General features: G+C 64.5%; 23 protein-coding genes and 1 tRNA gene. 7 read left to right on the top strand and 17 right to left on the bottom strand.

What is annotated here, in order from left to right:
* Positions 1-123, top strand: a 123-nt coding sequence (locus VGV41_RS07795) for an integrase core domain-containing protein (RefSeq protein WP_326863328.1), incomplete at its 5' end; no start/stop codon positions are given.
* On the top strand, positions 120-521 hold the full coding sequence (locus tag VGV41_RS07800; RefSeq protein WP_326863229.1) for a hypothetical protein: 402 nt from the start codon (positions 120-122) through the stop codon (positions 519-521). The genes VGV41_RS07795 and VGV41_RS07800, both read left to right, overlap by 4 nt.
* Before the next feature lie 94 nt (positions 522-615).
* Here the strand turns inward: VGV41_RS07800 and VGV41_RS07805 are convergent, their stop codons facing one another.
* The 4 genes from VGV41_RS07805 to VGV41_RS07820 all read right to left on the bottom strand — a co-directional run bounded on the left by VGV41_RS07805 (position 616) and on the right by VGV41_RS07820 (position 3,960).
* On the bottom strand, positions 616-1,350 hold the full coding sequence (locus VGV41_RS07805; protein WP_326863231.1) for a DUF4145 domain-containing protein: 735 nt from the start codon (positions 1,348-1,350) through the stop codon (positions 616-618).
* A gap of 298 nt (positions 1,351-1,648) precedes the next feature.
* Positions 1,649-2,791, bottom strand: a complete 1,143-nt coding sequence (locus tag VGV41_RS07810) for a hypothetical protein (RefSeq protein ID WP_326863232.1) — start codon at positions 2,789-2,791, stop codon at positions 1,649-1,651.
* Between the two features lie 251 nt (positions 2,792-3,042).
* Complete coding sequence (locus VGV41_RS07815; RefSeq protein ID WP_326863233.1) at positions 3,043-3,537, bottom strand: ImmA/IrrE family metallo-endopeptidase; 495 nt, start codon at positions 3,535-3,537, stop codon at positions 3,043-3,045.
* 75 nt (positions 3,538-3,612) lie between these two features.
* Positions 3,613-3,960 carry a helix-turn-helix transcriptional regulator gene (locus tag VGV41_RS07820; RefSeq protein ID WP_326863234.1) on the bottom strand — a complete coding sequence of 116 codons (348 nt, stop codon included), beginning with the start codon at positions 3,958-3,960 and terminating at the stop codon, positions 3,613-3,615.
* A 166-nt stretch (positions 3,961-4,126) separates the two neighbouring features.
* On the opposite strand from VGV41_RS07820, the gene VGV41_RS07825 reads away from it, so the two are divergent.
* From VGV41_RS07825 to VGV41_RS07835, 3 genes are read left to right on the top strand one after another with little or no spacing between them, the layout of a single operon-like run.
* Positions 4,127-4,630, top strand: a complete 504-nt coding sequence (locus VGV41_RS07825) for a multiubiquitin domain-containing protein (RefSeq protein ID WP_326863236.1) — start codon at positions 4,127-4,129, stop codon at positions 4,628-4,630.
* Entirely contained in the window at positions 4,608-5,789 is a 1,182-nt protein-coding gene (locus tag VGV41_RS07830) for a ThiF family adenylyltransferase (protein WP_326863237.1), read from the top strand. Before VGV41_RS07825 ends, VGV41_RS07830 begins: the two co-directional genes overlap by 23 nt.
* Positions 5,786-6,193, top strand: a complete 408-nt coding sequence (locus tag VGV41_RS07835; protein ID WP_326863238.1) for a DUF6527 family protein — start codon at positions 5,786-5,788, stop codon at positions 6,191-6,193. The genes VGV41_RS07830 and VGV41_RS07835 overlap by 4 nt, the downstream gene beginning before the upstream one ends.
* A 395-nt stretch (positions 6,194-6,588) precedes the next feature.
* On the opposite strand, the gene VGV41_RS07840 is transcribed toward VGV41_RS07835, so the two are convergent.
* Positions 6,589-6,663: transfer RNA gene (locus tag VGV41_RS07840), tRNA-Gln, on the bottom strand.
* Between the two features lie 181 nt (positions 6,664-6,844).
* Between VGV41_RS07840 and VGV41_RS07845 the strand changes: the two genes are divergently transcribed.
* Positions 6,845-8,572, top strand: coding sequence for an acyl-CoA dehydrogenase (locus VGV41_RS07845; RefSeq protein ID WP_326863239.1), 1,728 nt, complete (start codon positions 6,845-6,847; stop codon positions 8,570-8,572).
* Positions 8,572-9,435, top strand: a complete 864-nt coding sequence (locus VGV41_RS07850) for an NAD(P)-dependent oxidoreductase (RefSeq protein ID WP_326863240.1) — start codon at positions 8,572-8,574, stop codon at positions 9,433-9,435. Before VGV41_RS07845 ends, VGV41_RS07850 begins: the two co-directional genes overlap by 1 nt.
* 741 nt (positions 9,436-10,176) lie before the next feature.
* On the opposite strand, the gene VGV41_RS07855 is transcribed toward VGV41_RS07850, so the two are convergent.
* The 12 genes from VGV41_RS07855 to mmsB all read right to left on the bottom strand — a co-directional run bounded on the left by VGV41_RS07855 (position 10,177) and on the right by mmsB (position 22,391).
* Positions 10,177-11,400 (bottom strand): MFS transporter, encoded by a 1,224-nt coding sequence (locus VGV41_RS07855; protein WP_326863242.1) that lies wholly within the window; start codon positions 11,398-11,400, stop codon positions 10,177-10,179.
* 131 nt (positions 11,401-11,531) lie between these two features.
* Complete coding sequence (locus VGV41_RS07860) at positions 11,532-12,767, bottom strand: alpha-hydroxy acid oxidase (RefSeq protein WP_326863243.1); 1,236 nt, start codon at positions 12,765-12,767, stop codon at positions 11,532-11,534.
* A gap of 98 nt (positions 12,768-12,865) precedes the next feature.
* Entirely contained in the window at positions 12,866-13,855 is a 990-nt protein-coding gene (thiL, locus tag VGV41_RS07865) for a thiamine-phosphate kinase (RefSeq protein WP_326863244.1), read from the bottom strand.
* Between the two features lie 4 nt (positions 13,856-13,859).
* Positions 13,860-14,351, bottom strand: coding sequence for a transcription antitermination factor NusB (gene nusB / locus VGV41_RS07870; protein ID WP_326863246.1), 492 nt, complete (start codon positions 14,349-14,351; stop codon positions 13,860-13,862).
* Positions 14,351-14,785 carry a 6,7-dimethyl-8-ribityllumazine synthase gene (gene ribH / locus VGV41_RS07875; RefSeq protein WP_326863329.1) on the bottom strand — a complete coding sequence of 145 codons (435 nt, stop codon included), beginning with the start codon at positions 14,783-14,785 and terminating at the stop codon, positions 14,351-14,353. The genes nusB and ribH overlap by 1 nt, the downstream gene beginning before the upstream one ends.
* A gap of 265 nt (positions 14,786-15,050) precedes the next feature.
* Positions 15,051-15,656, bottom strand: coding sequence for a riboflavin synthase (locus VGV41_RS07880; protein ID WP_326863248.1), 606 nt, complete (start codon positions 15,654-15,656; stop codon positions 15,051-15,053).
* Between the two features lie 118 nt (positions 15,657-15,774).
* Positions 15,775-16,881 (bottom strand): bifunctional diaminohydroxyphosphoribosylaminopyrimidine deaminase/5-amino-6-(5-phosphoribosylamino)uracil reductase RibD, encoded by a 1,107-nt coding sequence (ribD, locus tag VGV41_RS07885; RefSeq protein ID WP_326863249.1) that lies wholly within the window; start codon positions 16,879-16,881, stop codon positions 15,775-15,777.
* Between the two features lie 189 nt (positions 16,882-17,070).
* A complete protein-coding gene (gene nrdR, locus VGV41_RS07890) occupies positions 17,071-17,553 on the bottom strand; it encodes a transcriptional regulator NrdR (RefSeq protein WP_326863250.1) in 483 nt (160 codons plus the stop codon).
* Between the two features lie 131 nt (positions 17,554-17,684).
* Positions 17,685-18,989, bottom strand: a complete 1,305-nt coding sequence (gene glyA / locus VGV41_RS07895; protein ID WP_326863251.1) for a serine hydroxymethyltransferase — start codon at positions 18,987-18,989, stop codon at positions 17,685-17,687.
* A gap of 265 nt (positions 18,990-19,254) precedes the next feature.
* Complete coding sequence (locus VGV41_RS07900; RefSeq protein ID WP_326863252.1) at positions 19,255-20,547, bottom strand: L,D-transpeptidase family protein; 1,293 nt, start codon at positions 20,545-20,547, stop codon at positions 19,255-19,257.
* Between the two features lie 225 nt (positions 20,548-20,772).
* Positions 20,773-21,285 (bottom strand): transcriptional regulator LdtR, encoded by a 513-nt coding sequence (gene ldtR, locus VGV41_RS07905; protein WP_326863253.1) that lies wholly within the window; start codon positions 21,283-21,285, stop codon positions 20,773-20,775.
* A gap of 221 nt (positions 21,286-21,506) precedes the next feature.
* A complete protein-coding gene (gene mmsB, locus VGV41_RS07910; protein WP_326863254.1) occupies positions 21,507-22,391 on the bottom strand; it encodes a 3-hydroxyisobutyrate dehydrogenase in 885 nt (294 codons plus the stop codon).
* Positions 22,392-22,407 lie beyond the last annotated feature (16 nt).

Here is a 22,407-nt window from a genome sequence, read left to right on the forward strand (position 1 = left end):
GCCGACTACAACACCGCGAGGCCGCATTCTTCGCTTGGCTACAAAACGCCGGCTGCCTATGCCGGTACACTCACCGCGCCGAAAGGCGTAACATTGGCCGAGGCTCTAATCGCCGCTGGATGAAAGTTCAGTGGCAGGTCAACCTGCCTATTACCGGCGGTCAAAAGAACCTGACGTTGCGGAATTTCAGCCACCTGATCCAGGATGAAGGGTTCAAGAAGACCGTCGCTGCCAAGATTGACGCAGTTATCGCCGGCTCGAAGTTCGCCAAACAGTGGCGCAACAAGCACATCGCGCATTTAGATCTTAAGCTCGCGTTAGAGGACGAAACAGCCGAGCAACTTGAGAGCGCGAGCAGAGCACAGGTCAATGATGCACTCGCTCTCATCGTTGACGTGATGAACACGGTGGCGACGCATTACGGCGTCGCGCCAACGGCATTCAAAGAGGCCACTCGGCGCAATGGGGCCATCAGCCTCATCTACCTTATGAATGAAGGACTTCGCGCCCGCGAAAAGTAACTTGAGCGTCTTGAGAAGGGGGAGCCCATCGAGGACGACTTCGCGGCGCGTGATTTGTAGAGCGCAACCATTGCCGGCGAATAGCGCCGCCTCATTACATCTTCGGTATTCCGAGGGAAGAAAACATTTCCGCCGCACTCGGCCTTGGCTTCTTCTTATCCTCCAGGCGCTGCTTAAACTCGTTGTAACGGTCAGTGAGGTCATACACGTACTCGGTGATCGCGTAAACGAAGGCCTGAAGGTCTTCCGCATCCTGCCGCGAGATCGTGATATCTTCGGGGTGCGCGGCCAAGTTGCGGAACGCATGTAGCTGCTGGCTCCAATCCAACAAACGGTCGTCAATGATTTTTCGAGCGTGGAGTTCGCGGATGCCCTCGGCAAGCATCATCCGCTTCTTCGGCTTGACCGGCTTTTCCTCACCGGTCCCAGCAGCGGGCTCAAGAACATCGCGACAAAGAGCCTCAAGGGAACGACCAAGCATCACGCAGGCGGCGATGTTTGCCCCTGCCTGAAAAGATCGGTCTGCCTCAATTAGCGACTCATTGAGCGTACGCGGAATGCGGTGGCTTAAAAATGCCTTAGGGGGCTTTGGGTAAATCCGCACGACATCGGAATAGGTACTTTCCTGGCTCCCATCCCAGCCTTCAAACTCATTCTGTGCGGCCCGGCCTACCAGCGACGTGCCGCAGCTAGGACAGGTGCCTATCAGGATTCGCTCGCCGTATGGCTCACCGGCATCCTCGTCAAACTCGACGTGGTCCAAGCGGCCCTTTTCTTCCGCTCCGACCTTCGCTCTACAGATAGGACAATCGATAATAAAAGTGACCATCCGCTTCCCCTTTGGGCGGGATTTTAACGGGCAGGCCCACCTCTAAACAAGTGCAATTTGCCGCACCCGGAATTGATCGAGATTGGCAGCAGCCCCGCTCCGCAATTTCGCCCGCACCCGGACGCCGGCCGATTCCGTACGCCAGACGAACTTAATAGCACTATCGCTCGCCTCCGCACGCAGCGAAGCAGCTGCGTGAAATTCTGACAACATAGCGATGGGCGCCGCGCCGCCGGACAAGCACTAGGTTGCAACTGAAAACTCGCAAGCTCGGTCGCATTATCGCGTGGCTAGCAGCTCATTCTCCAGCGCGCGGAAATTTTTTAACCCGATTTCGATCGTCCATCTTACAGTACCGAGTGGGGTACTCCGTGCTATTCGTATAAAGTTGATGCGTATACCTTTCTCTATGTGGCGGCTGAAAAATCCATTGCGTTGAAAACACATGAGGACCGTTAAAGACATCGTCGCCGTCTTCATCAAATGCCAAAATATTCTCATAAGGAAGAACCAAGTGCGCTTCGTACCAAGCCCTTTCTTCTTCAGGCAGCGTGCTCCAGATATCCATCGCGATCTGTCTGCCATCATTAATCTTTTTGGTAGCTTCGTCCTCACTCCAGGGATCCATCATGGAATGCTCAAGCGCGTCGTTCATGTTGTCCGCTAAGTCCCAATGGACGTTGTCTTGGTCGAAGAAGCCGAATTTCCTTCGCCAATAAAGATGTACCCCGTCGTGTTTGCATTCGCCTCGTTGAAATATCTTCCAAAAGCCGCGCTCTTCCCGACCCACGTTCTTGTTTTCGTCGAGATACGGATAACGTGTGTCGCCGGCATCGCGAATGAGCACGGGCCTACCGGATTCGAATACTTTCTGCGCACGCTTCTTGGTTGCGAGCAGCGCCCTCAGCTCGGTCTTTAGGCTTCGTTTGCGTAACTGAAGTGAGAAGCCGCAGTAGGCGAATAACAGATGGTCGTTCTTCGGCTGGAAGAGCTGGTCTTCGATGTCGGCCTTGCCCCACAGGTAAGCCTCGCTGAAGCCCAGCTCTCTTGTCCGCGTTCGAAACGTGTCGCGCGCCATCTTTGAGAAATCGCAGGCGGCCGCGAAGATGACGCCGTAAATCGGCTCCTCCACGCTTTGAGGCAGGCCGTCCAAATATTCGCGAAGCTTCTTGGGGCTTATCTGTTTCTCGCGCTTGCACTGGACGAGCCAGACCCGCGTTGCAGGCGCCCCGTCCTCATCATCTCCATTTTGCTCTTCCGGTGGGCTGATTCGCTCCCAAGCGCGTGCATCGTATCCGTCGTCCGCCCCGCCCCGGCCTGTCGGCTCGATGTTCGTCCACGGCCGGAAGTCATATGCGAGCTGGCGCACCAAATCTTCAAAGCGATGCGGCTCTAAATCCTCAAGATGCAGCGGCCCAATGGTCCTAATAGCTGGCGGCATCTCAACGTCTCCCTAGCCGAGTGCGCGTGCTAAAATCGGGCGTGGTCAGATCTTGCTTTCGCGGCGGGCAAAGCCGCAAGTATGCTCTGTCTAGGTGCTGGGGGCTCTACTTTCCCGCGCTGTCCGCCCGTGGCCAACAAACTATATATCGGCATCTCGAAGAAAAACGAGCCGCCAATGCACGGTTTTCTTTTCATCGATGACGAAATCCGAATATCCCGCGCGCGGGTGCGAGCCCATTGGTGATATACTTAGAAGCTTGATGTACGTCGCAACTGTACTTCCACCCCTGTCATACGCAGCCGCCATTCACAGAGCGCTTTGCTCACGCCGAAATGCTGACCAATATCAGCTGCGGACTTGTTGCGACTACGCAATCGAAATATTCCGTCGCGGGGCAGCAAGTATGCCGCCGCATGCCAGTCAGCTTCTTGCTCCTGTTCTTCAGAATAGTCGCTCAACAGCATGAGGCCGGTTTTCGATACTTCGACGCGCATCGGCACGTGCTCCAACTCAATATGAGCGAGCTCGTGCATCAGATCAGCACGCTGTCGGGTATCGGCGTGCGATGGATTGAGAACAACGCCGATAAGTTCGTCTTGCTTGATGGTCATGGCTGACCAACTGTCGCCGTCTACGGCCGTTAACTGCCGCAGCGCCGCCGGCGATAAACCCAGTTTGTGAAAGTCAAGCACCACGACTTTCAGGTGCTCTGCATACCGCCATGGATCGAACGGCGCGTACATCCCTATACCAAGCGCCTGCCGCGCCGCTGCAGAACGCCTCTCGCTCTCCGATTTGAATCCACGACGCAAGTTGGTTCACCGGCCAATGAGTCCGTCGCGGGCGAGGAGCGCCTTTTGGGCGGCTAGGATCAGCTCACCAAGCGCCTTGGCCGTCTCCACCTGGACGGTCTTCTTCTTTTTGAAATGCACCACCGTGCCCGGCCTTTCTGACTGGTCTTTCGCCTCCAACCCAAGAAATTCGCGTGGGTCTCTGTCGATCCACTTGCAGAGGGCAGCGAAGGTCTTGAGGTCGGGCATGTGGCCATTCTCAACGCGCGACAGCGTAGCGGCACTGACATTGGCGTCGAGCGCAGCAGCGCGCACCCCGCGGCTCCCGCGCTTCGCAGCGACCAATCGGCCAAATTCTTCAATTGAAAGGGGCATTCGATCTCCCTCAGGCGCGCAAAGGCCCGGGAGCCTTGACGGGCTCTCGGGACTCGGTTAGTCTGTTGCATTAGTAAGACATTCCGTCTCGTGTTCGGAACGTCTTACAGAAGAGGCATCTGAAGTTAAAGCAGATTCTCGGCCCAAACGAAAGGAATCTCAGCCAATGTCCGATCATTCCATTGTCGACGGGGCGCACCAGACGCCGGCCGGCGCGCCGGCGGCACCTGTCTCCGTCCACACCGTTCGCATCCACATCAATCGCGAACCGTACACCTCCCCGACCCTTACGACCGGCGAAGCTTTGTACAAGCTTGGCGGCATCGCCAACCACCAAGAGCTCTTCCGGGAGGTTGGTGGCGATCATGAAGACGCGCCCGTGCCACGGGACGGTATTGTCATTCGCCTGAAGCAGGACGAGCACTTCTACAGCCAGAAGCCGTTCAAGATTCTCGTCAACGGCGATGAGCACGAGATCGACGAGAAGGACATCAGCTACGCGCAAGTGATTGAGCTCTATCTCGGCAGCGGCGGCAAGCCGTCGACCGAGTATCTCGTCAAATATTCACATGGTCCGGTCGAGAACCATCGTGGCACCCTCGCCCCCGGACAGACGGTAAAGGTGAAAAATGACATGCGCTTTCGCGTTGCCGGAACTGGTGAGTCGTAACCCCTTCCTCCAGGACATGGAGGATCAGGGCTACCTCATCGACTTCATCGGCGCATATCTGGTCGTGTACGGCTTACCATATCTTGGCAAAGACGGCGGGCTCAAATACGGCGACTGGATGAGCCCGCTCGACATTGCCAATGCGGTGATTGATCCGCCTAAAGACCATCAAGCATGGTGGCGCGGCGAACGTCCACATGACCAGACGGGGCGCGAGCTTCGGCTCGGCGGCGGCCCGAACCGCATCTCCGTCACGCCAGACCTCGTCGCCGACTGCTCGTTCTCGTTCAAGCTTCATGAGACGGGCCAGATGCGCCCGTATCGATCCTTCGAGGAGAAGATACAGACCTATATCGAGGCAATCACCGGACCTGCGCGATCCGTTTTTCCCGATGCCAGTCCTCTGCGCGCCATCGAAATCAAAGCAGCAGCGCAAAACAGCCCACTTCGCTTTCCAGACACGCTGTCGGCGAGGTACAACATGAACGATCTGTCAGGCTTGCTGCGCGGAAAGAAAGCTGCGATCGTTGGGCTCGGCGGCACCGGCGCCTACATCCTCGACTTCATCGCCCGCACGCATCTTGAACGTATCGCGCTGTTCGACGACGACAAGGTGCATATCCATACGATCTTCCGCTTTCCCGGCTTTATTCTGCGCGCCATCGGGGAACTCAAGGTCGAGGCGTTGTCGCGGCAATACGGGCAATGGCATGCGGGCATCGACGCCTTTCCCGAGAAGATCACCGCGGTCAATATCGAGAAACTGGCCGGGTACGACTTCGTCTTCGTATCCGTCGATGATGGCCCGGCGCGGCGCCTCATCGTCGACTGGCTGAGCACCAAAGGCATTCCGTATATCGATTGCGGTATGGGTCTCGAGCGCGCGAAGAACGGGCTCAGCGGCTTCGTTCGTGTCACCGGCTCCGATCGGCGTGCCTTCGAGGAGAATGTCGGCACCGCCCAATTGCCAGTCGAGAACGGTAAGGACAACGAATACCGCAAGCAAGCGCAAATCGGCGAATTTAACGCCCTGAACGCGACATTGGCGGTCATCAGGTTCAAGCAACATTTCGGGCTAATCGAGTGCATCGACAAGTCGAGCTGGTACATTTTCGATTCCGCCACGCTCGAAATGGATTCCATGGAGCAAGCGCTTTGACCTTCCGCTACCAAGCCGTCGAACGCATCCCAAAGCAACTCAACGCGAATGTGGTGTATCACAGCGAAGAGTATGAACTAGGCGCCCTGCTCTGCGCATGCGGTTGCGGTCACAAGGTCATGCTGCTCGTGCCGGATAGCCATCAGATCGTGTCTGCGGGAGGGTGGGCTACTGTCAGCCCCTCGATTGCGGTTTGCGATGCGCCTTGTAAATCGCACTATTACGTGACGGCCGGCCGAGTCGAATGGCTTCCCGCGTTTTCAGATTCAATGGCGGCGTCTGTAATGCGGGGCCAGATCGCGCGCCACGCCGCTGGCGATGCGAAGCCCCTGACCTGGTGGGGAAGTGTGCACGCGACGCTTGCCGCCGTGCTTCTCTATGTCAGAAATCTTTTCATACGTTGATCAGACGAAGCTATGTCGTCGCTGCCTCTCAATTCCCGGGATCTGGACGGGGAGCGTAGAGCCGTTCGGCCGGCGTGGGCGCCGCATCTTCTGCACTGATGAACAAAGTAGCGTTTTCCAATCAGTTCGCGAGTATTTTGGCAGTCCATCTAAGTATTCAAATAGCATTGAACCATATCTGACTAGCAGGGTCGGCTAGCAGTGGGTTCGCACCAGTCTCCGGTCTGCTTCTCCGCAAAACGGGAATTTCGCGGGACGCACCCGGAGATTTCTAGGAAGGCCGCCGCCTGTTCGTGGAATTCGCGAGCACGGAGACCGGGCCCACTCAGAAGAAGTGGCGCGTTCGCGCGGGTTTCGCGCTTTTCACGACCACCCCGGCGAGAGACCGGAGTGCCTGGCTGGGGCGCCTGGATTCGAACCAGGGAATGGCGGAATCAAAATCCGCTGCCTTACCACTTGGCTACGCCCCAACGCGGCACGGGAAAATCCGCGCGGCCGGAAGCGGCGGCGCGGCGGGCGGACCATAGCGGCGCCGCCCTGCCCGATCAACGGCGGTCGCGCGGCCGCCACTCTCTATATAGAGAGCGCGCGGCCACCCGCAGCCACGCCGCTGCGCTTTGACCGGACCCGGGCGGCGGCTACATTGGCGGCATGACCTACCGGGCCCCCGTCGCCGACATCGCTTTCGCTCTCAAACACACGTCCGGCCTCAGGGAGGCGCTCGCCGAGGGCCTTTACGGCGAGATGGACGAGGACACGATCGACGCCGTGCTGGAGGAGGCCGGCAAGTTCGCCTCCGACGTGATCGCGCCGCTCAATCGCATCGGTGACCAGTTCGGGACGCCGTTCAAGGACGGCAAGGTGACCACGCCGCCGGGCTGGAAGGAGGCCTACACCGCCTGGGCCGCGGCCGGCTGGAACGGCCTTGCCGCGCCGGCCGAGTTCGGCGGCCAGGGCCTTCCGCACGCCGTCAACGCCGCCTGCATCGAGATGTGGAACGCCGCCTCGATGGCCTTCGGCATCGGCCCGGTGCTGACCATGGCGGCGATCGACGCCCTCGATGCCTACGGCTCCGACACGCTCAAACAGCAGTATCTGCAGAAGCTCGTCACCGGCGAGTGGATGGGCACGATGGAACTGACCGAGCCGCAGGCCGGCTCCGACGTCGGCGCGCTGCGCACCAGGGCCGAACATGCCGCCGACGGCAGCTACCGCCTCACCGGCTCCAAGATCTTCATCACTTACGGCGAGCACGACCTAACCTCCAACATCATCCATTTCGTGCTGGCGCGGCTGCCCGACGCACCGGACGGCACCAAAGGCATCTCGCTCTTCCTGGTGCCGAAAGTGCTGCCGGATGGTACGCGCAACGACGTGCGCGCGCATTCGGTCGAGCACAAGATGGGCATCCATGCCTCGCCCACCTGCACCATGGTCTACGGCGACAAAGGCGGCGCGGTCGGCTTCCTCATCGGCGAAGAGCATAAAGGCATGGCCTGCATGTTCACGATGATGAACCGGGCCCGCCTCGCCGTCGGCGTCCAGGGCGTCGCCATCGCCGAGCGCGCGACACAGCAGGCGATGGCCTATGCGCGCGAGCGCAAGCAGGGCGCCGGCGGCACCATCGTGCACTACCCGGACGTCAAGCGCATGCTGCTGACGATGCGTTCGCTGACCGGCGCCGCGCGCGCCATCTGCTACGCCACCGGCGTCGCGCTCGACCGTTCGTTGCGCGGCAAGGACGCGGCGGCGCGGCAGGCGGCGCACCAGCGCTGCTCGCTGCTCACCCCCGTGGCCAAGGCCTTCGCCACCGACATCGGCATCGAGGTCGCCTCGCTCGGCGTGCAGGTGCATGGCGGCATGGGCTTCATCGAGGAGACCGGCGCGGCGCAGCACTACCGCGACGCCCGCATCGCCGCGATCTACGAAGGCACCAACGGCATCCAGGCGAGCGATCTCGTCACGCGCAAGGTGCCGCTCGCGGGCGGCAACACCATCCGGCTCTATCTCAATGAGTTGCGGGAGATCATAACGGCGGTGCAGGCGAGCAACGTCGAAACCTTCGGCCAGACCGGGGCACGCCTGAACGACGCGGTCGACAGCCTCGAGCGCGCGACGCAATGGCTGCTGGCGCAAAAGACGTCCGAAACGACGTTGGCCGGCGCGACGCCGTATCTCAGGCTGTTCGGTAACGCCGCCGGCGGCTGCATGCTGGCCGGACAAGCGCTCGCGGCGCTGCGCGAGGGCGGCGACGCCGCCGCGCGCGTGGCGCTGGCGCGCTTCTTCGCCGAAAACATCGCGGTGCAGGCAGCGGGCCTGGAACGCAACATCATCGACGGCGCGGCCAGCGTGCTCAACGCGGAGGCGGTGCTGCAATAATGTCTCTCAAGAACAAAACCCTGTTCATCACCGGCGGCTCGCGTGGCATCGGCCTCGCGATCGCGCTCAAGGCCGCGGCCGACGGCGCCAATGTCGCCATCGCGGCGAAGACGGCGGAGCCGCATCCCAAACTCGAAGGCACCATCCACACCGCCGCCGCCGAGATCGAGAAGGCCGGCGGCCGCGCGCTGCCGCTGCAGGTGGACGTGCGCGAGGAAGCACAGGTGCGCAACGCGCTGGAGAAGACGGCGCAGGCCTTCGGCGGCATCGACATCGTCGTCAACAATGCCAGCGCCATTCAATTGACGCCGGTGGCGCAGACCGACATGCGCCGCTTCGACCTGATGCACGGCATCAATGCGCGCGGCACTTTCATGGTGTCGAAGTTCGCGTTGCCGTATCTCGCGAAGGCCGCGCGGCCGCACATTTTGATGCTGTCGCCGCCGCTCGACATGCAGGAGAAGTGGTTCGCGCCGTCGACCGGCTACTCGATGGCCAAGTTCGGCATGAGCCTGGTCGTGCTCGGGCTCGCCGGCGAACTGCGCGGCAAGGTCGCGGTCAATGCGCTGTGGCCGCGCACGACGATTGCCACCGCGGCGATCAAGAACCTGCTCGGCGGCGACACGATGATGCGCATGTCGCGCACGCCGGCGATCCTCGCCGATGCCGCGTATCGCATCTTCGCGAAAGACGTAAGCTTCACCGGCAATTTTTTGATCGACGACACGTTCCTCGCGAGCGAAGGCGTCACCGATTTCGATCAGTACCGCGCCGATCCGAGCCAGCCGCTGCAACCGGACTTCTTCGTGCCCGACACCATGCCGCCGCCGAAGGGCGTGATCTTGGGGAAGAACAACTGGTGAGGCTGTCATTGCGGAACACTTGCGCCAGCGAGCGGACCCGGAGTGACGACGAGACATGACTCATCGCCCGTATTCTTTGGTCGGCGCCGGGTACGCCGCAGTCCGCAATCCATGTCCGCCGCTCCCGAGAAGTACCGAGGGCGCGCGGGACGCTTCGGGTCCCGGGCGCACACAAGCTTGCGCAGTGTGCGCAAACAAGGCGCTCGGACCCACGGACCTCGACGCCTCGCAGCATCGAGGCATGCTGAAGTCCGTTAAACCGCAAGTCCGCCAGACCCAAGGCGTCCCGCGCGCGGTGTTTAATCGGTCTGCTCCGCACCGCCCCTGGTGGACTCTCCTTTCAGGCCCTCCTGCTTTCGCAGCCAAGGCCTTTCCACCACTACGGGCCCCGATCATTGCCGGTTGTCCTGTGACCGGCGCCGGCAATACCATCACTGTGGCCCAGCGACGTGCGGTCGGCACGCCGGGACGGTGCGGCTTGAACCGCCGGGAGGGGAAACCGCGCCGCATCTCCGACGCCCCCTTCCCCGGCCACCGCATCCCGCCCCGCGTCTGGAGACGCTTGATCAGACGCCCCTCGGTAACGGGGCGGGATGTCAGGCATATAAGTCTATCAACATAGGAATGTCAATAGTCCTAGATCACGAATTATTACAGCTGCCGTCCCGGGCGGCTGAGCCGTAACGCGTAACCGCGCCGAGGGTGCGGGCTCCTCCACAATGACGGGAGAGGTTGTGAAACCTACGCGCCCTGCAGCGCCGCGCGGCTGCGCAGACGCGTCCACATCAGCAGCGCGAAGACGACGAGCACGACCGGGATGACCACTTCGTTGATCGCCGCCCAGCCGACGGTCTCGAGCAATTGCCCGGACGAGAACGAGGACACCGCCATCGCGCCGAAGACAAGGAAGTCGTTGAACGCCTGCACGCGCGTGCGCTCGTCGGCGCGGTGGCACTGTGTGACCATGGTGGTCGCGCCGATGAAGGCCAGGTTCCAGCCGATGCCGAGCAGCACCAAAGCCGTCCAGAAATGCGCGACCGTGATGCCGGAAATGGCGACGACCGCCGTCACGCAGATGAGCGCGAGGCCGATACCGGTGATGCGCTCGACGCCGTAGCGCGCGATCAACCCGCCGGTGAAGAAGCTCGGCCCGTACATCGCCAGCACGTGCCACTGGATGCCGAGCGTCGCCTCGGTGACCGAATGGCCGCAGCCGACCATGGCCAGCGGCGCCGAAGTCATCACCATGTTCATCATGGCGTAGGCGGCCATGCCGCAGGCGGCCGCGACCATGAAACGCGGCTGGCGCACGATTGCTCCGAGCGGCCGCCGTTCGTGATGCGCCGGCGCCTTGAAATGCGGGATGCGCACGAAATGCAGCACCACCGCCGCGGCGAGCGCGCAGGCCGACTGGCCGAGGAAGCTGGCGGCGAACAGATGCGGGCTCAGGATGTCTTTCGTCCAGATGACGAGTTGCGGCCCGAGCACCGCGGCGAAGATGCCGCCGGCGAGCACGTAGGACACCGCGCGGGCGCGGAAGCGCTCGCTCGCGGTATCGGCGGCGGCGAAGCGGTAGGACTGATGCGCGGAGGCATAGAGGCCGCCGCAGAAGGTGCCGGCGAGCAGGAGCGCGAACGAGCCCTGCATCACCGCCGTGTAGGAGATCAGGCCGGACGAGATGCCGAACAACGAGCCGGTCTGCAGCGCGAAACGGCGGCCGTAGCGGCGCGCCAGCGCGCCGACCGGCAGCGTGCCGGCCCACATGCCGAACACCATGAAGGTGATCGGCAGCGTGGCGAAGCCCTTCTCCGGCGCGAGGATGGAGCCGATGATGCTCGAGGTGGAGACGATAACAGTGTTGTTGCCGCCGGCGAGCGCCTGCGCGCAGGCGAGCACGAACGCATTGCGCCGCGCCAGGCCATCATCGTGCACGGCATGTGGAATCGGTTCGGCTAAAGCCGACATGGAGATCGCCCCGGCAGATACGATTCCCTCTTAGCGGGCTCCGGAGCACAGGGCTACTGCCGCGGATGCAGGGCAGGTGTGTTTCGCTCCCCTCCTCCCACGAGCGAAGCGAGTGGTGGGGAGGTTGAAGATCAATACGTGATCGCCCCCGGGTGCAGGATCTTGGCGTTGCGGCAATCGGCCGGCGACGCGGCGCCGATCTGGCCGAGGCAGGCGCGGAACTCGTCCATGTAGAGGTCGATGAGTTGGTCCGGCCCCTCGTCGCCGAGCGCGCCGACGGCCCACAAAAACGACTTGCCGGCAAACGCGGCATTGGCGCCGAGCGCCATCGCCCGCATCACGTCCTGGCCGGAGCGCACGCCGCTGTCGACGACGATGGTCGCCTTGTTGCCGACCGCGGAGACGATCGACGGCAGCGCGTTGATCGATGGCACCAGCGCCTCGATCTGGCGGCCGCCATGGTTCGACACCCAGATGCCGTCGATGCCGAGCGACACCGCCTTCTCGGCGTCGGCCGGATGCAGCACGCCCTTCACCAGGAGCGGCCCCTTCCAGCGCTCGCGATAGAGCGCGACCTCCTCCCAGGTGAAGGCGCCGCCCATCTGCGTCCGGGCAAAACGGATGACGTCGTTGGTCGAGGCGTTCTCGCCGACATAGGAGCGGATGGTGGCGAAGCGCGGGTAGCCCTTGCGGATGAGCGCGGACAGCCACTTCGGCCGCACCAGCATCTCGCGGATCATGCGCGGCGTCGGATGGAATTCGCCGCCGAGGCCCGCATAGGTCTCGCGCGAGCGCGTGGTGCGCACCGGCACGTCGATGGTCAGCGCCAGCGCCTTGGCGCCGGCGGCCTCGGCGCGGCGGATGAGATCGAAGCCGATGCGGTGATTGTCCTTGTGGAACCGGTAAAGCTGGAACCAGAACACGTCCGGCGCGACGCGGCCGACGTCCTCGATGGTGGCGCCGCCGGCGACGCCGAGCGTGTACGGGACGCCAGCCCGCTGCGCGGCCTTCGCCATCAAGAGATCGGCGGACGGCCAGACCAGCGACGGCCCGCCCATCGGCGCGATGCCGATCGGCGCGGCGTAGCGCGTGCCGAACAGCTCGACGTCGGTCGGCGGCAGGTCGTTCGACGACTTCACGCCGTAGCGCGGCACGACCTTGATGCCGTCGAAGGCGTTCCAGTTGTCGCGGATGCCGATGTCGTTGCCGGCGCCGGTGTCGCCGTATTCGAAGGAGAACAGCGGCACGTTCTGCGGCGCCTTGCGCCGCAGCCAGGCGCTGGTCGGGAACAATTTGTGCCACTTGGCGAAGTTCGGATGCGGCGTGGTCGCGCGCAGCGCGGCCTTTTTGGCCGTCATGTCGTCCATGGAGGTTTCCTCAGGGTCTTGTTGTTGGGGACGACTATAGCGCGAGGCCGCGCGCGGAGTCATTCGCGGCCCGCCGGGCGGTCATGCCCGGCCGGCACTCAGAAATGCGAGAAGGACAGCCGATGGAAGGCGAGTTCGCGGCCGCCGTCCATGAAATGCGCGCCCGCGCCGGCTTCGACGACGCCAATGTCGGTGACCGGCACGCCCGCGGCCCGCGCCGCCGCGCGGAAGGCGTCGGCCCGCGCCGGCGGCACGGTGCACAGCACTTCGAAATCGTCGCCGCCGGTGAGCGCGGTCTCGCGCATCGCGGCATCGGCAGCGATGGCAGCGCGGGCCGCATCCGACAGCGGCACCGCGGCGACGTCGATGTGCGCGGCGACGCCGGAGACGCGGCAAAGTTTCGTCAGGTCGCCGGCGAGCCCGTCCGACACGTCCATTGCCGCCGACGCGTAGGCGCGCACGACCTCGGCCAGCGCATTGCGCGGCTGCGGCAAGAGATAGCGCGCGAGCAGATGCTCGCGCTGCGCCGCGGTGAGTGGCCACGTCGCACCCTGCCGCAGCACGAGGCCGAGCGCGGCGTCGCCGATCGTGCCGGTGACGAAGACGCGGTGCCCCGGCCTGGCGCCGGCGCGGCGCACCATGGCGCCGGACGGCACGCTGCCGAACATCGAGATCGACACCATCACCGGCCCCGGCGTGCGGTCGGTGTCGCCGCCGAACAATGGGCAGGCATAGGCTTCGGCATCCTCGCGCAGGCCGAGCGCGAAGCGCTTCAGCCAGTCGGCGCTCGTGTCCTTCGGCAACGCCAGCGACACGAGGAAGCCGAGCGGCGTCGCGCCCTTGGCGGCGAGATCGGAGAGATTGACGCGCAGCGCCTTGCGCGCCACGTCGCGCGCGTCGTCCTCGGCAAAGAAATGCACGCCGCCGATGATGGCGTCGGTCTTGAGCACCACGTCGGTGCCGGGCGCCGGCGTGACGAAGGCGGCGTCGTCGGTCAGCGCAAGCGCGCCCGGATGCGTGGCGATCGGCTTGAAGTAGTCCGCGATCAGGCGATCCTCGGCCGACATCCTGTCGTCGGAGGCGCCCATGGCGTCACCCGGTGGTGAATTCGTCGGCGCGCAGCTTGCGCGCCAATTGGTCGAGCACGGCGTTGACCATGCCGGTCTCGTCGCGGCCGACGAAGGCGGCGGCGACGTCGGCGTATTCGGTGATGACGACGCGCGCCGGAACGTCCTTGCGGTGCGTGAGCTCGTAAGCCCCTGCCCGCATCGCCGCGCGCAGCACGGTCTCGATGCGCTTGAGCGGCCACGACGACTGCAAGGCTTCGTCGATCATCGGATCGAGCAGGCGCTGCTCGCGCACGACGCCGGTGACGACGTCGCGGAAGAAGGCGGCCTCGGCCGGCAGATATTGCGCGCCCTCGACCTCGCGGCCCAGCCAGTGGCTTTCGAATTCAGCGAGTATCTCGTTGAGGCCGGTGCCGGCGAGGTCCATCTGGTAGAGCGCCTGCACCGCGGCGAGCCGCGCGGCGCCGCGCTTGTTCGCCTTGCGCTCCTTGTCGTCGCGTTTGGCCTCGCGCGCCATCACTTGTCCTTCAGGCTGCGCTTGAGCCGCGCCATCACCAGCGCCGCGCGCGCCGCGTCGACGCCCTTGTGACCGTGCTCGCCGCCGAGCCGCGCCTTCGCCTGCAACTCGTCGTCCACGGTGAGAATGCCGTTGCCGAGCGGAAGCTGGAGGTCGAGCGACAGCCGCATGAGCCCGTGCGCAGATTCGTTCGAGACGATGTCGAAGTGATAGGTCTCGCCCTGGATGACGCAGCCGAGCGCGATGGCGCCGTCATACGGCCGCTTGCCTTTCGCGGCGGCGGAGACGGCCATGGCGATGGCGGCCGGAACCTCGAGCGCGCCGGGCACGGTGATGACGTCGTAGGTCGCACCGGCTTCGTCGAGCGTCTTCTTGGCGCCGGACAGCAGCTCGTCGGCGATGCCGAGGTAATAGCGCGCCTCGACGATGAGCATGTGCAGGCTGTCGCGCGGCGCGCTTTTCGGCGCGCTCTTCGCCGCCGGCTTGGCGGCGCTTTTCGGCGCGGGCTTCGCGCCGCCTGCTCGTTTCTTGGCCATGCAAAAATGATCCTGATGCGGGCGGGTCGTAGCAAGCGCAGGCGGGGGGAACAAGGGCTTTGCGTGCCCCGGACGCGGCGCAGCGCCATAGCGTGGCGAAGACGCGCGTAACCGCGCCTGCAGCGCACCACTTCGTGCCGCGCTGCGCCCGGGACACGGGCAGCTACTTCGTCTCCATCAGCCGCGCCGCGTAACGCGCCATGGTGTCGATTTCGAGATTGACGTCGTCGCCGGCCTTGAGCGTGCCGATCGAGGTCATCTTCAGCGTGTGCGGGATGATCAGCACGGTGAAGTCGTTGCCGGCAACGGTATTGACCGTGAGCGACACGCCGTCGAGCGCCACCGAGCCCTTGGCGGCGACGAAGCGGGACAATTCCGTCGGCGCGCGCAAGGTGAAGCGCGCCATGTCGGTCATGTCCTCGCGTTCGACGACGCGGGCGATGCCGTCGACATGGCCGGAGACGATATGGCCGCCGAGCTCGTCGCCGATCTTCAAGGCGCGCTCGAGATTGATGCGCGTGCCGTGCCGCCAGCGGCCGACGCCGGTGATGCGCAAGGTTTCGTCGGCGGCATCGACCGCGAACCAGGTGCGGCCGTCCTCCTCGCCGGTGTCGACCACGGTGAGGCAGACGCCGGAGCAAGCCACCGACGCGCCCTCGACCAGCTCGGCGCGCGGGTAGCGCGTGAAGATGGTGATGCGCTGCAGGTTGTTCGCCCGCGCCTTGATCGAGCGCACTTCGCCGAGGTCGGTGACGATGCCGGTGAACATCAGAGCACCTCGCGTCCCGGACGCGGTGCAGCACGAAGCGATGCACCGCCGATCCGGGACCCCGCTTTCTTTTGTACCGGGACCCCCGGGGAACATGGAGAGGGTGTGCGTGAACGCATTATGTGCGCCCATACCATTCGAGCGTGTCGACGCCGAGCGTCTCGCTGCCGAGCGGCGTCATGCCTTCTGTCAACTTGCCGAGCGGCAGGCCTTCGAGCGCGTCGATGCCGTTGGCGCCGATCTGCGTCAGGCCACGCAGCAGCGCGACCTCGTCGACGAGACCGGCGGCGACGAAGCTCGCCGCCACCGTCGGGCCGCCCTCCACCATCAGCCGCGTGATGCCTTCGCCGTTGAGCGTCTTCAGCACGGCATCGAGGTCGAGCCTGCCGTCGGTCTCCGGCACGCGGAACACGCGCACGCCCTTCTGCTCGAGGATGTCCTGCGCCACCTCCGATGCCTTCTCGCCGCAGAAGAGCCAGGTCGGACAGTCACGCACGGTCGAGATCACCGACAGCGACAGCGGCGTACGCAATTGCGCGTCGAGGACGACGCGCACCGGCGAACGCTCCATCATGCCCGGCAGACGGCTGGTCAGTTGCGGGTTGTCGGCGAGCACGGTGCCGATGCCGACCAGGATCGCGTCGTTCTGCGCGCGCAGCATGAACACGCGCTCGCGCGCTTCTTCGCCGGTGATCTGCACGGTCTTGCGGTGGGCCAAGCCCGCTTTGCCATCGGCGGAGACGGCAAGCTTCAGGAGCACGCGCGGGCGGTGTTGCGTGACGCGGGCGATATGCCCGGCGTGGGCGCGCCGCGCCTCCTCGCCGAGCAGCCCAACGTCGACCGTGATCTTCTTCTCGCGCAGGCGCGCATGCCCCTGCCCCGCGACCTCCGGATTCGGGTCTTCCATTGCCGAGACGACGCGGGCGATGCCGGCCTTGATGACGGCGTCGGCGCAGGGCGGCGTCTGTCCCTGGTGCGAGCACGGCTCGAGCGTCACGTAGAGCGTGGCGCCGTTGGCGGCGCGTTTGGCGCGCTTGAGCGCCTCGACCTCGGCATGCGGCCGGCCGCCGTCCTGTGTCCACCCTCTGCCGACGATGACGCCGTCCTTGACGATGACGGCGCCGACCGCCGGGTTCGGCGCGGTGTGGCCCAGCCCGCGGCGACCGAGATCGAGCGCGAGGCGCATGAAGCGCAGGTCTTCGGCGGTGAAGTCAGTGTCTGTCATGTCTTGGCAAAGCGTATGCGCGCCCCTCCCCCCGCGCAGCGGCGGGGAGGGGTCGGGGGTGGGGGGACTTTCTTTTTAACGTAGCAAGAGCCCCCCACCCCGACCGCTTCGCGGTCGACCCTCCCCGCCGCTCGCAAAGGCTCGCGGGGGGAGGGAAAGGCTGCGGCGTGAGACTCACGATGTGCAAACTCACTTGCGTTCGGCCGCCGCCACCGGCTTGCCGTCTTCGGAAAGTTCGGCGAGCGCGGCCTCGAAATCCTTGGCCTCGCGGAAATTCTTGTAGACGGAGGCAAAGCGCACATAAGCGACATCGTCAACGTCGCGCAACTGCTCCATCACCGCCTCGCCGATCGTCTCCGAGCTGACCTCGTTCTCGCCGAGGCTTTCCAGTTCGCGCACGACCTTCGACACCATCTGCTCGATGCGTTCGGGATCGACCGGCCGCTTGCGCAGCGCGATCTGCACCGAGCGCAGGAGCTTGTCGCGGTCGAACGGCACGCGGCGGCCGTTGCGCTTGATCACGGTCAGCTCGCGCAACTGCACGCGCTCGAAGGTGGTGAAGCGGAAATTGCAGGTCAGGCACACGCGCCGGCGGCGGATCACCGCCGAGTCTTCCGTCGGCCGCGAGTCCTTCACCTGCGTATCGAGGCTACCGCAGCTCGGGCAGCGCATGATGTGTTCCCCCTACCCCTCTCTTGTCATGCCCGGCCTTGTGCCGGGCATCCCGCTTAGGGACGCAGTGCCCTTCTGATCGGGATGGCCGGGACAAGCCCGGCCATGACACTGAATGTGCGGCCCCACCGTCACTGATAAATCGGGAAGCGCTTGAGCAGCGCGCCGACCTTGTCGCGCACCTTGCCTTCGACCAAAGAGTCCTCTTCCGCATGCTTCTGCGACAGCACGTCGAGCACCTCGGCGATCATGTCGCCGATCTGCTGGAATTCGGCGACGCCGAAGCCGCGCGTCGTACCCGCCGGTGTGCCGAGGCGGATGCCCGAGGTGATGGTCGGCTTCTCCGGGTCGAACGGGATGCCGTTCTTGTTGCAGGTGATGTGGGCGCGGCCGAGCGCCAGCTCGGCGATCTTGCCGGTCAACTGCTTCGGCCTGAGATCGACCAGCATCAGATGCGTGTCGGTGCCGCCCGAGACGATGTCGAGCCCGTGCGCCTTCAAATTCTCGGCCAGCGCCTTGGCGTTCTCGACGACGTTCTTCGCGTAGACCTTGAACGACGGCCGCAGCGCCTCGCCGAAGGCCACCGCCTTCGCTGCAATGACGTGCATCAGCGGCCCGCCCTGCATGCCGGGGAACACCGCGGAGTTGATCTTCTTGGCCAACTCTTCGTCGTCGGTGAGGATGACGCCGCCGCGCGGGCCGCGCAGCGTCTTGTGCGTGGTCGTGGTGACGACGTGCGCGTGCGGGAACGGCGAAGGATGCGCGCCGCCGGCGACGAGGCCCGCGAAGTGGGCCATGTCGACGAAGAGATAGGCGCCGACCTCGTCGCAGATCTCGCGGAAGCGCTTGAAGTCGATGATACGCGGATAGGCCGAGCCGCCGGCGATGATCAGCTTCGGCTTATGCTCGCGCGCGAGCTTCGCCACCTCGTCCATGTCGATGCGCTGGTCCTCGCGGCGCACGTTGTACGGCACCGGCTTGAACCATTTGCCCGACAGGTTGATCGCCATGCCGTGGCTCAAGTGGCCGCCGGCGGCGAGGTTCAATCCCATGAAGGTGTCGCCCGGCTGCATCAGCGCGAAGAACACTTCGGCGTTGGCCGAGGCGCCCGAGTGCGGCTGCACGTTGGCGAACCTGCAGCCGAACAATTTGGTCACGCGCTCGATGGCGACGCGCTCGGCGATGTCGACGTACTGGCAGCCGCCGTAATAGCGCTTGCCCGGCAAGCCCTCGGCATACTTGTTGGTCAGCACCGAGCCCTGCGCTTCGAGCACGGCGCGCGAGACGATGTTCTCCGAGGCGATCAGCTCGATCTCGTCGCGCTGGCGGCCGAGTTCCTTGCCGATGGCGTCGGCGATCTCGGGATCGGTCTCGGCAAGCGGCGCCGAAAAGAAGGCGTCGAGGTCGTTGGTGGCGGCTTTCGGGCTTACGGACATCACTTTCTCCTGGCGCCGGAGGACGGCGCCAAACGGGGGCAGACAGACGGCTCAGGATTCCGGTTCGGATACCACATCGGCCCGCATGCGCCAAGCGATGGGGATAACCGGCGCTTTCAGCCGCAATATGTGGGGTTTATACGGGCGTGAACGCCCTTATGGTCCCGGCAACCTCGCTTAGGAGGCCCTTGTGCCGTCCCAAGCGCGATGGCCGGGACAAGCCCGGCCATGACAAAGAAACGATCGGCTTCGGAGGAACGGCGCCTCAGCCCTTGGCGGTCGTGGCGTACATGCCGAGACCGTCCTTGTTGTAGATGTCGTCGCGGAACTGGACGACGCCGTCCGGGGTCGCCCAGGCGGTGATGTAGACCCAGTGCACCGGCACCGGCTTCGCCAGCTTGGCGTCGATTCGCGCGCCGGACTTGACGGTCTCCTCGATCTGCTGGTGCGACCAGCCGGGCGTGTCGCGCAGCAGCCACTCGACGAGCTCGCGCACGTTCTGCACGCGCACGCAGCCCGACGAATGGAAGCGCATGTCGGAGCCGAACAGGCCCTTCTCCGGCGTGTCGTGCATGTAGACGCCGTCCGGGCTCGGAAACTGGATGCGCATGGTGCCGAGCGAGTTGAAGTCACCCGGGTCCTGGCGGAAGCGGTAGTTCACCGCCTCGTTGCTGTTCCAGTCGATCTGCGACGGCTGCAGCTCCTGGCCGTGCATGTCGTAGATGTGGATGTGCTCGGTGGTCAGGTAGGTCGGGTCTTTCTGCATCAGCGGCTCGAGATCGCGCCGCACCAGCGACACCGGCACCGTCCAGTAGGGATTGAAATTGACCGCAGTGATCTTGCTGTTGACGTCGGGCGACGGCCGGTCGGGGCGGCCGACCACGGCGGTGTAGCGGCCGACGGCGACGCCGTTCTCCACCGCCTCCACCTGCGCCGCCGGGATGTTGACCATCACGTAGCGCTCGCCGAGATCCTTGCTCAGGGCCTTGAGGCGGCCGACATTGGTCTTCAACTGCCCGACGCGCACGTCGCAGGGGACGTTCATGCGGGAGATCGTTTCCGGACGCACGATGCCGTCGATCGAGATGCCGTGCCGGGCCTGGAAGCGGCGCACCGCCGCCTCGACGTAGGAATCGTAGATGTCGGTGAGACCGGCATGCGCGTCGAGGTCGCCGGTGACGGCGAGCCGCTTGCGCAGCGCGACGACGGCGCGATGGCGGTTTCCCAGCCGCAGCCGATCGACCGGCGGCACCCGCGGCCAGCCGCCGCGGGAGAGGATGCCCTCGTATTCGCCGACCGCCTGCGCCGTGGTGTCGGCCGTCGAGGGCGATAGGGTCGGCAGCGAGGACTTCGGCATATGGATGGTGCGCGAGGCGCTGTCGAAGTCCTGCCCGAGGTCCTTGCGCTGATTCTGCTCGATCAGCCCCTGCAGGATCGGGTCCTCGGCGGCCCTGGCCGGCCGCAGGATGGCGGGGGCGGCTACGGCCCCGGCGCCGATCAGCGAGAGAAAAGCGCGTCGGTGGGGCCGAAGGCCGGCCCAGCGGGATTTGTCAGGCATCGCAATCTCGGACGATGGCGTCGGGTGTCGCCCCCGGACGCGGCCACATAGCCGATAATTCGACAGCAGACTATCGGGAACTGTCGGCGTTTTTGTGGCTGCCGCCATGCGCGCGGTGACGCACTTGTGATCGCAGGGCCGTCCGTGACGCCCGCGCAAACGACAAGGACCCCGGCCGTGGAGGTGCGGCCGGGGTCAAGTCTTCGCCAGTCCAGCGTTGCAGTCCTAGAGGCGATACAGGATCTGATCGGTCCAGAAGCGCTCGAGCCGGTGCAGCGACTTGTTGAGCGTGGAGAACTCGTCGGCGTTGATGCCGCCCACCTGCTCAACGGTGCGCACGTGCTTCTGGTAGAGCGTCTCGACGATGTCGCGCACCTCGCGACCCTTGTCGGTCAGCTTGATGCGCACCGAACGGCGGTCGACGCGCGAGCGCTGATGGTCGAGGAAGCCCATCTCGACGAGCTTCTTCAGATTGTAGGAGACGTTGGAGCCGAGATAGTAGCCGCGCGTGCGCAGCTCGCCGGCAGTCAGCTCCTTGTCGCCGATATTGTAGAGCAGAAGCGCCTGCACGGAATTGATATCCGAGCGCCCGCGACGGTCGAACTCGTCCTTGATGACGTCGAGCAGGCGGCGATGCAGCCGCTCCACCAACGTCAAGGCTTCGAGATAGAGCGGTCGGATGTGCTCGAAGCGCTGCTCGCGCTCAGGCTCAACGACCGTTTTCACAACAGCTTTCATGTCAACGCCCCTGTTTGCGTCTTATGTCTTTTGTCTCTGGTAACGGGGCCCTGTTTTCCCCGCTCCGTATGACGCCAACCTAAAGGGGACGATCTAAAATCCGCTTAAATAACTGCATAAACCAATGGTGAATTTGATGCCGCGAATTGTCAGCGGATTGGCGCAATTTGGCCACAGCGCGGCAAGACTCCGTTCACCCTGCCCGGCCGCGCGCCGGCGATTCAGCCGCGAACGAAGCGGATAATGCCGGAAAAGTCGCGGGAACCCTCGCCGCTGTCCACGTAGCGTGAATAAATGTTTGCCGCGTTCGCTCCCATTTCGGTAACGGCGCCCGCCGCCTTCGCCGCGTCCTGCGACAGCTTGAGGTCCTTGAGCATCATCGCCGCGGTGAATCCGGCGGCGTAATCGCGGTTCGCCGGCGAGGTCGGCACCGGCCCCGGCACCGGGCAATACGACGTCATCGCCCAGCACTGCCCGGACGACTTCGAGGCGATGTCGAACAGCTTCTGGTGCTCGAGGCCGAGCTGTTCGGCGAGCACGAAGGCTTCCGATACGGCGATCATCGAGATGCCGAGGATCATGTTGTTGCAGATCTTCGCCGCCTGGCCGTTGCCGGCGCCGCCGGCGTGCACGATGGTCTTGCCCATCTGTTGGAGAATGTGCTCGGCGCGCGCGAACGCCTGCGCCGGGCCGCCGACCATGAAGGTGAGCGTGCCGGCGGTGGCGCCGCCGACGCCGCCCGAGACCGGCGCGTCGAGCATCATCAGCCCCCTCGCCTCCGCCGCTTTGGCGACTTCGCGCGCGCTCGTCACGTCGATGGTCGAGCAGTCGATCAGCAGCGTGCCGGGGTTGGCGCTCTCGACGATGCCGCCGGGCGACAGATAGACGTCGCGCACATGGCTGCCTGCCGGCAGCATGGTGATGACGACGTCGGCGCGCGCGGCGGCGACGCCGGCCATGTCGATCGTCGTGCCGCCCGCGGCCTTGAGCTTGGCGACCGCATCCGGATTGATGTCGACGCCCTCGACCTGATGCCCGGCTTTCAGGAGGTTCTGCGCCATCGGCAGTCCCATATTGCCGAGACCGATGAATCCGATGCGCGACATGGCGTCCTCCGGTGAT

The sequence above is a fragment of the Pseudolabrys sp. genome (genome assembly GCF_035943735.1).
Lineage (GTDB): Bacteria > Pseudomonadota > Alphaproteobacteria > Rhizobiales > Xanthobacteraceae > Pseudolabrys.

Excerpts from the sequence above, each read along its gene's own strand:
- VGV41_RS07800 (WP_326863229.1), top strand. The coding sequence starts at position 120 with ATGAAAGTTCAGTGGCAGGTCAACCTGCCTATTACCGGCGGTCAAAAG.
- VGV41_RS07805 (WP_326863231.1), bottom strand. The coding sequence starts at position 1,350 with ATGGTCACTTTTATTATCGATTGTCCTATCTGTAGAGCGAAGGTCGGA.
- VGV41_RS07810 (WP_326863232.1), bottom strand. The coding sequence starts at position 2,791 with ATGCCGCCAGCTATTAGGACCATTGGGCCGCTGCATCTTGAGGATTTA.
- VGV41_RS07815 (WP_326863233.1), bottom strand. The coding sequence starts at position 3,537 with ATGTACGCGCCGTTCGATCCATGGCGGTATGCAGAGCACCTGAAAGTC.
- VGV41_RS07820 (WP_326863234.1), bottom strand. The coding sequence starts at position 3,960 with ATGCCCCTTTCAATTGAAGAATTTGGCCGATTGGTCGCTGCGAAGCGC.
- VGV41_RS07825 (WP_326863236.1), top strand. The coding sequence starts at position 4,127 with ATGTCCGATCATTCCATTGTCGACGGGGCGCACCAGACGCCGGCCGGC.
- VGV41_RS07845 (WP_326863239.1), top strand. The coding sequence starts at position 6,845 with ATGACCTACCGGGCCCCCGTCGCCGACATCGCTTTCGCTCTCAAACAC.
- VGV41_RS07850 (WP_326863240.1), top strand. The coding sequence starts at position 8,572 with ATGTCTCTCAAGAACAAAACCCTGTTCATCACCGGCGGCTCGCGTGGC.
- VGV41_RS07855 (WP_326863242.1), bottom strand. The coding sequence starts at position 11,400 with ATGTCGGCTTTAGCCGAACCGATTCCACATGCCGTGCACGATGATGGC.
- VGV41_RS07860 (WP_326863243.1), bottom strand. The coding sequence starts at position 12,767 with ATGGACGACATGACGGCCAAAAAGGCCGCGCTGCGCGCGACCACGCCG.
- thiL (WP_326863244.1), bottom strand. The coding sequence starts at position 13,855 with ATGGGCGCCTCCGACGACAGGATGTCGGCCGAGGATCGCCTGATCGCG.
- nusB (WP_326863246.1), bottom strand. The coding sequence starts at position 14,351 with ATGGCGCGCGAGGCCAAACGCGACGACAAGGAGCGCAAGGCGAACAAG.
- ribH (WP_326863329.1), bottom strand. The coding sequence starts at position 14,785 with ATGCTCATCGTCGAGGCGCGCTATTACCTCGGCATCGCCGACGAGCTG.
- VGV41_RS07880 (WP_326863248.1), bottom strand. The coding sequence starts at position 15,656 with ATGTTCACCGGCATCGTCACCGACCTCGGCGAAGTGCGCTCGATCAAG.
- ribD (WP_326863249.1), bottom strand. The coding sequence starts at position 16,881 with ATGACAGACACTGACTTCACCGCCGAAGACCTGCGCTTCATGCGCCTC.
- nrdR (WP_326863250.1), bottom strand. The coding sequence starts at position 17,553 with ATGCGCTGCCCGAGCTGCGGTAGCCTCGATACGCAGGTGAAGGACTCG.
- glyA (WP_326863251.1), bottom strand. The coding sequence starts at position 18,989 with ATGTCCGTAAGCCCGAAAGCCGCCACCAACGACCTCGACGCCTTCTTT.
- VGV41_RS07900 (WP_326863252.1), bottom strand. The coding sequence starts at position 20,547 with ATGCCTGACAAATCCCGCTGGGCCGGCCTTCGGCCCCACCGACGCGCT.
- ldtR (WP_326863253.1), bottom strand. The coding sequence starts at position 21,285 with ATGAAAGCTGTTGTGAAAACGGTCGTTGAGCCTGAGCGCGAGCAGCGC.
- mmsB (WP_326863254.1), bottom strand. The coding sequence starts at position 22,391 with ATGTCGCGCATCGGATTCATCGGTCTCGGCAATATGGGACTGCCGATG.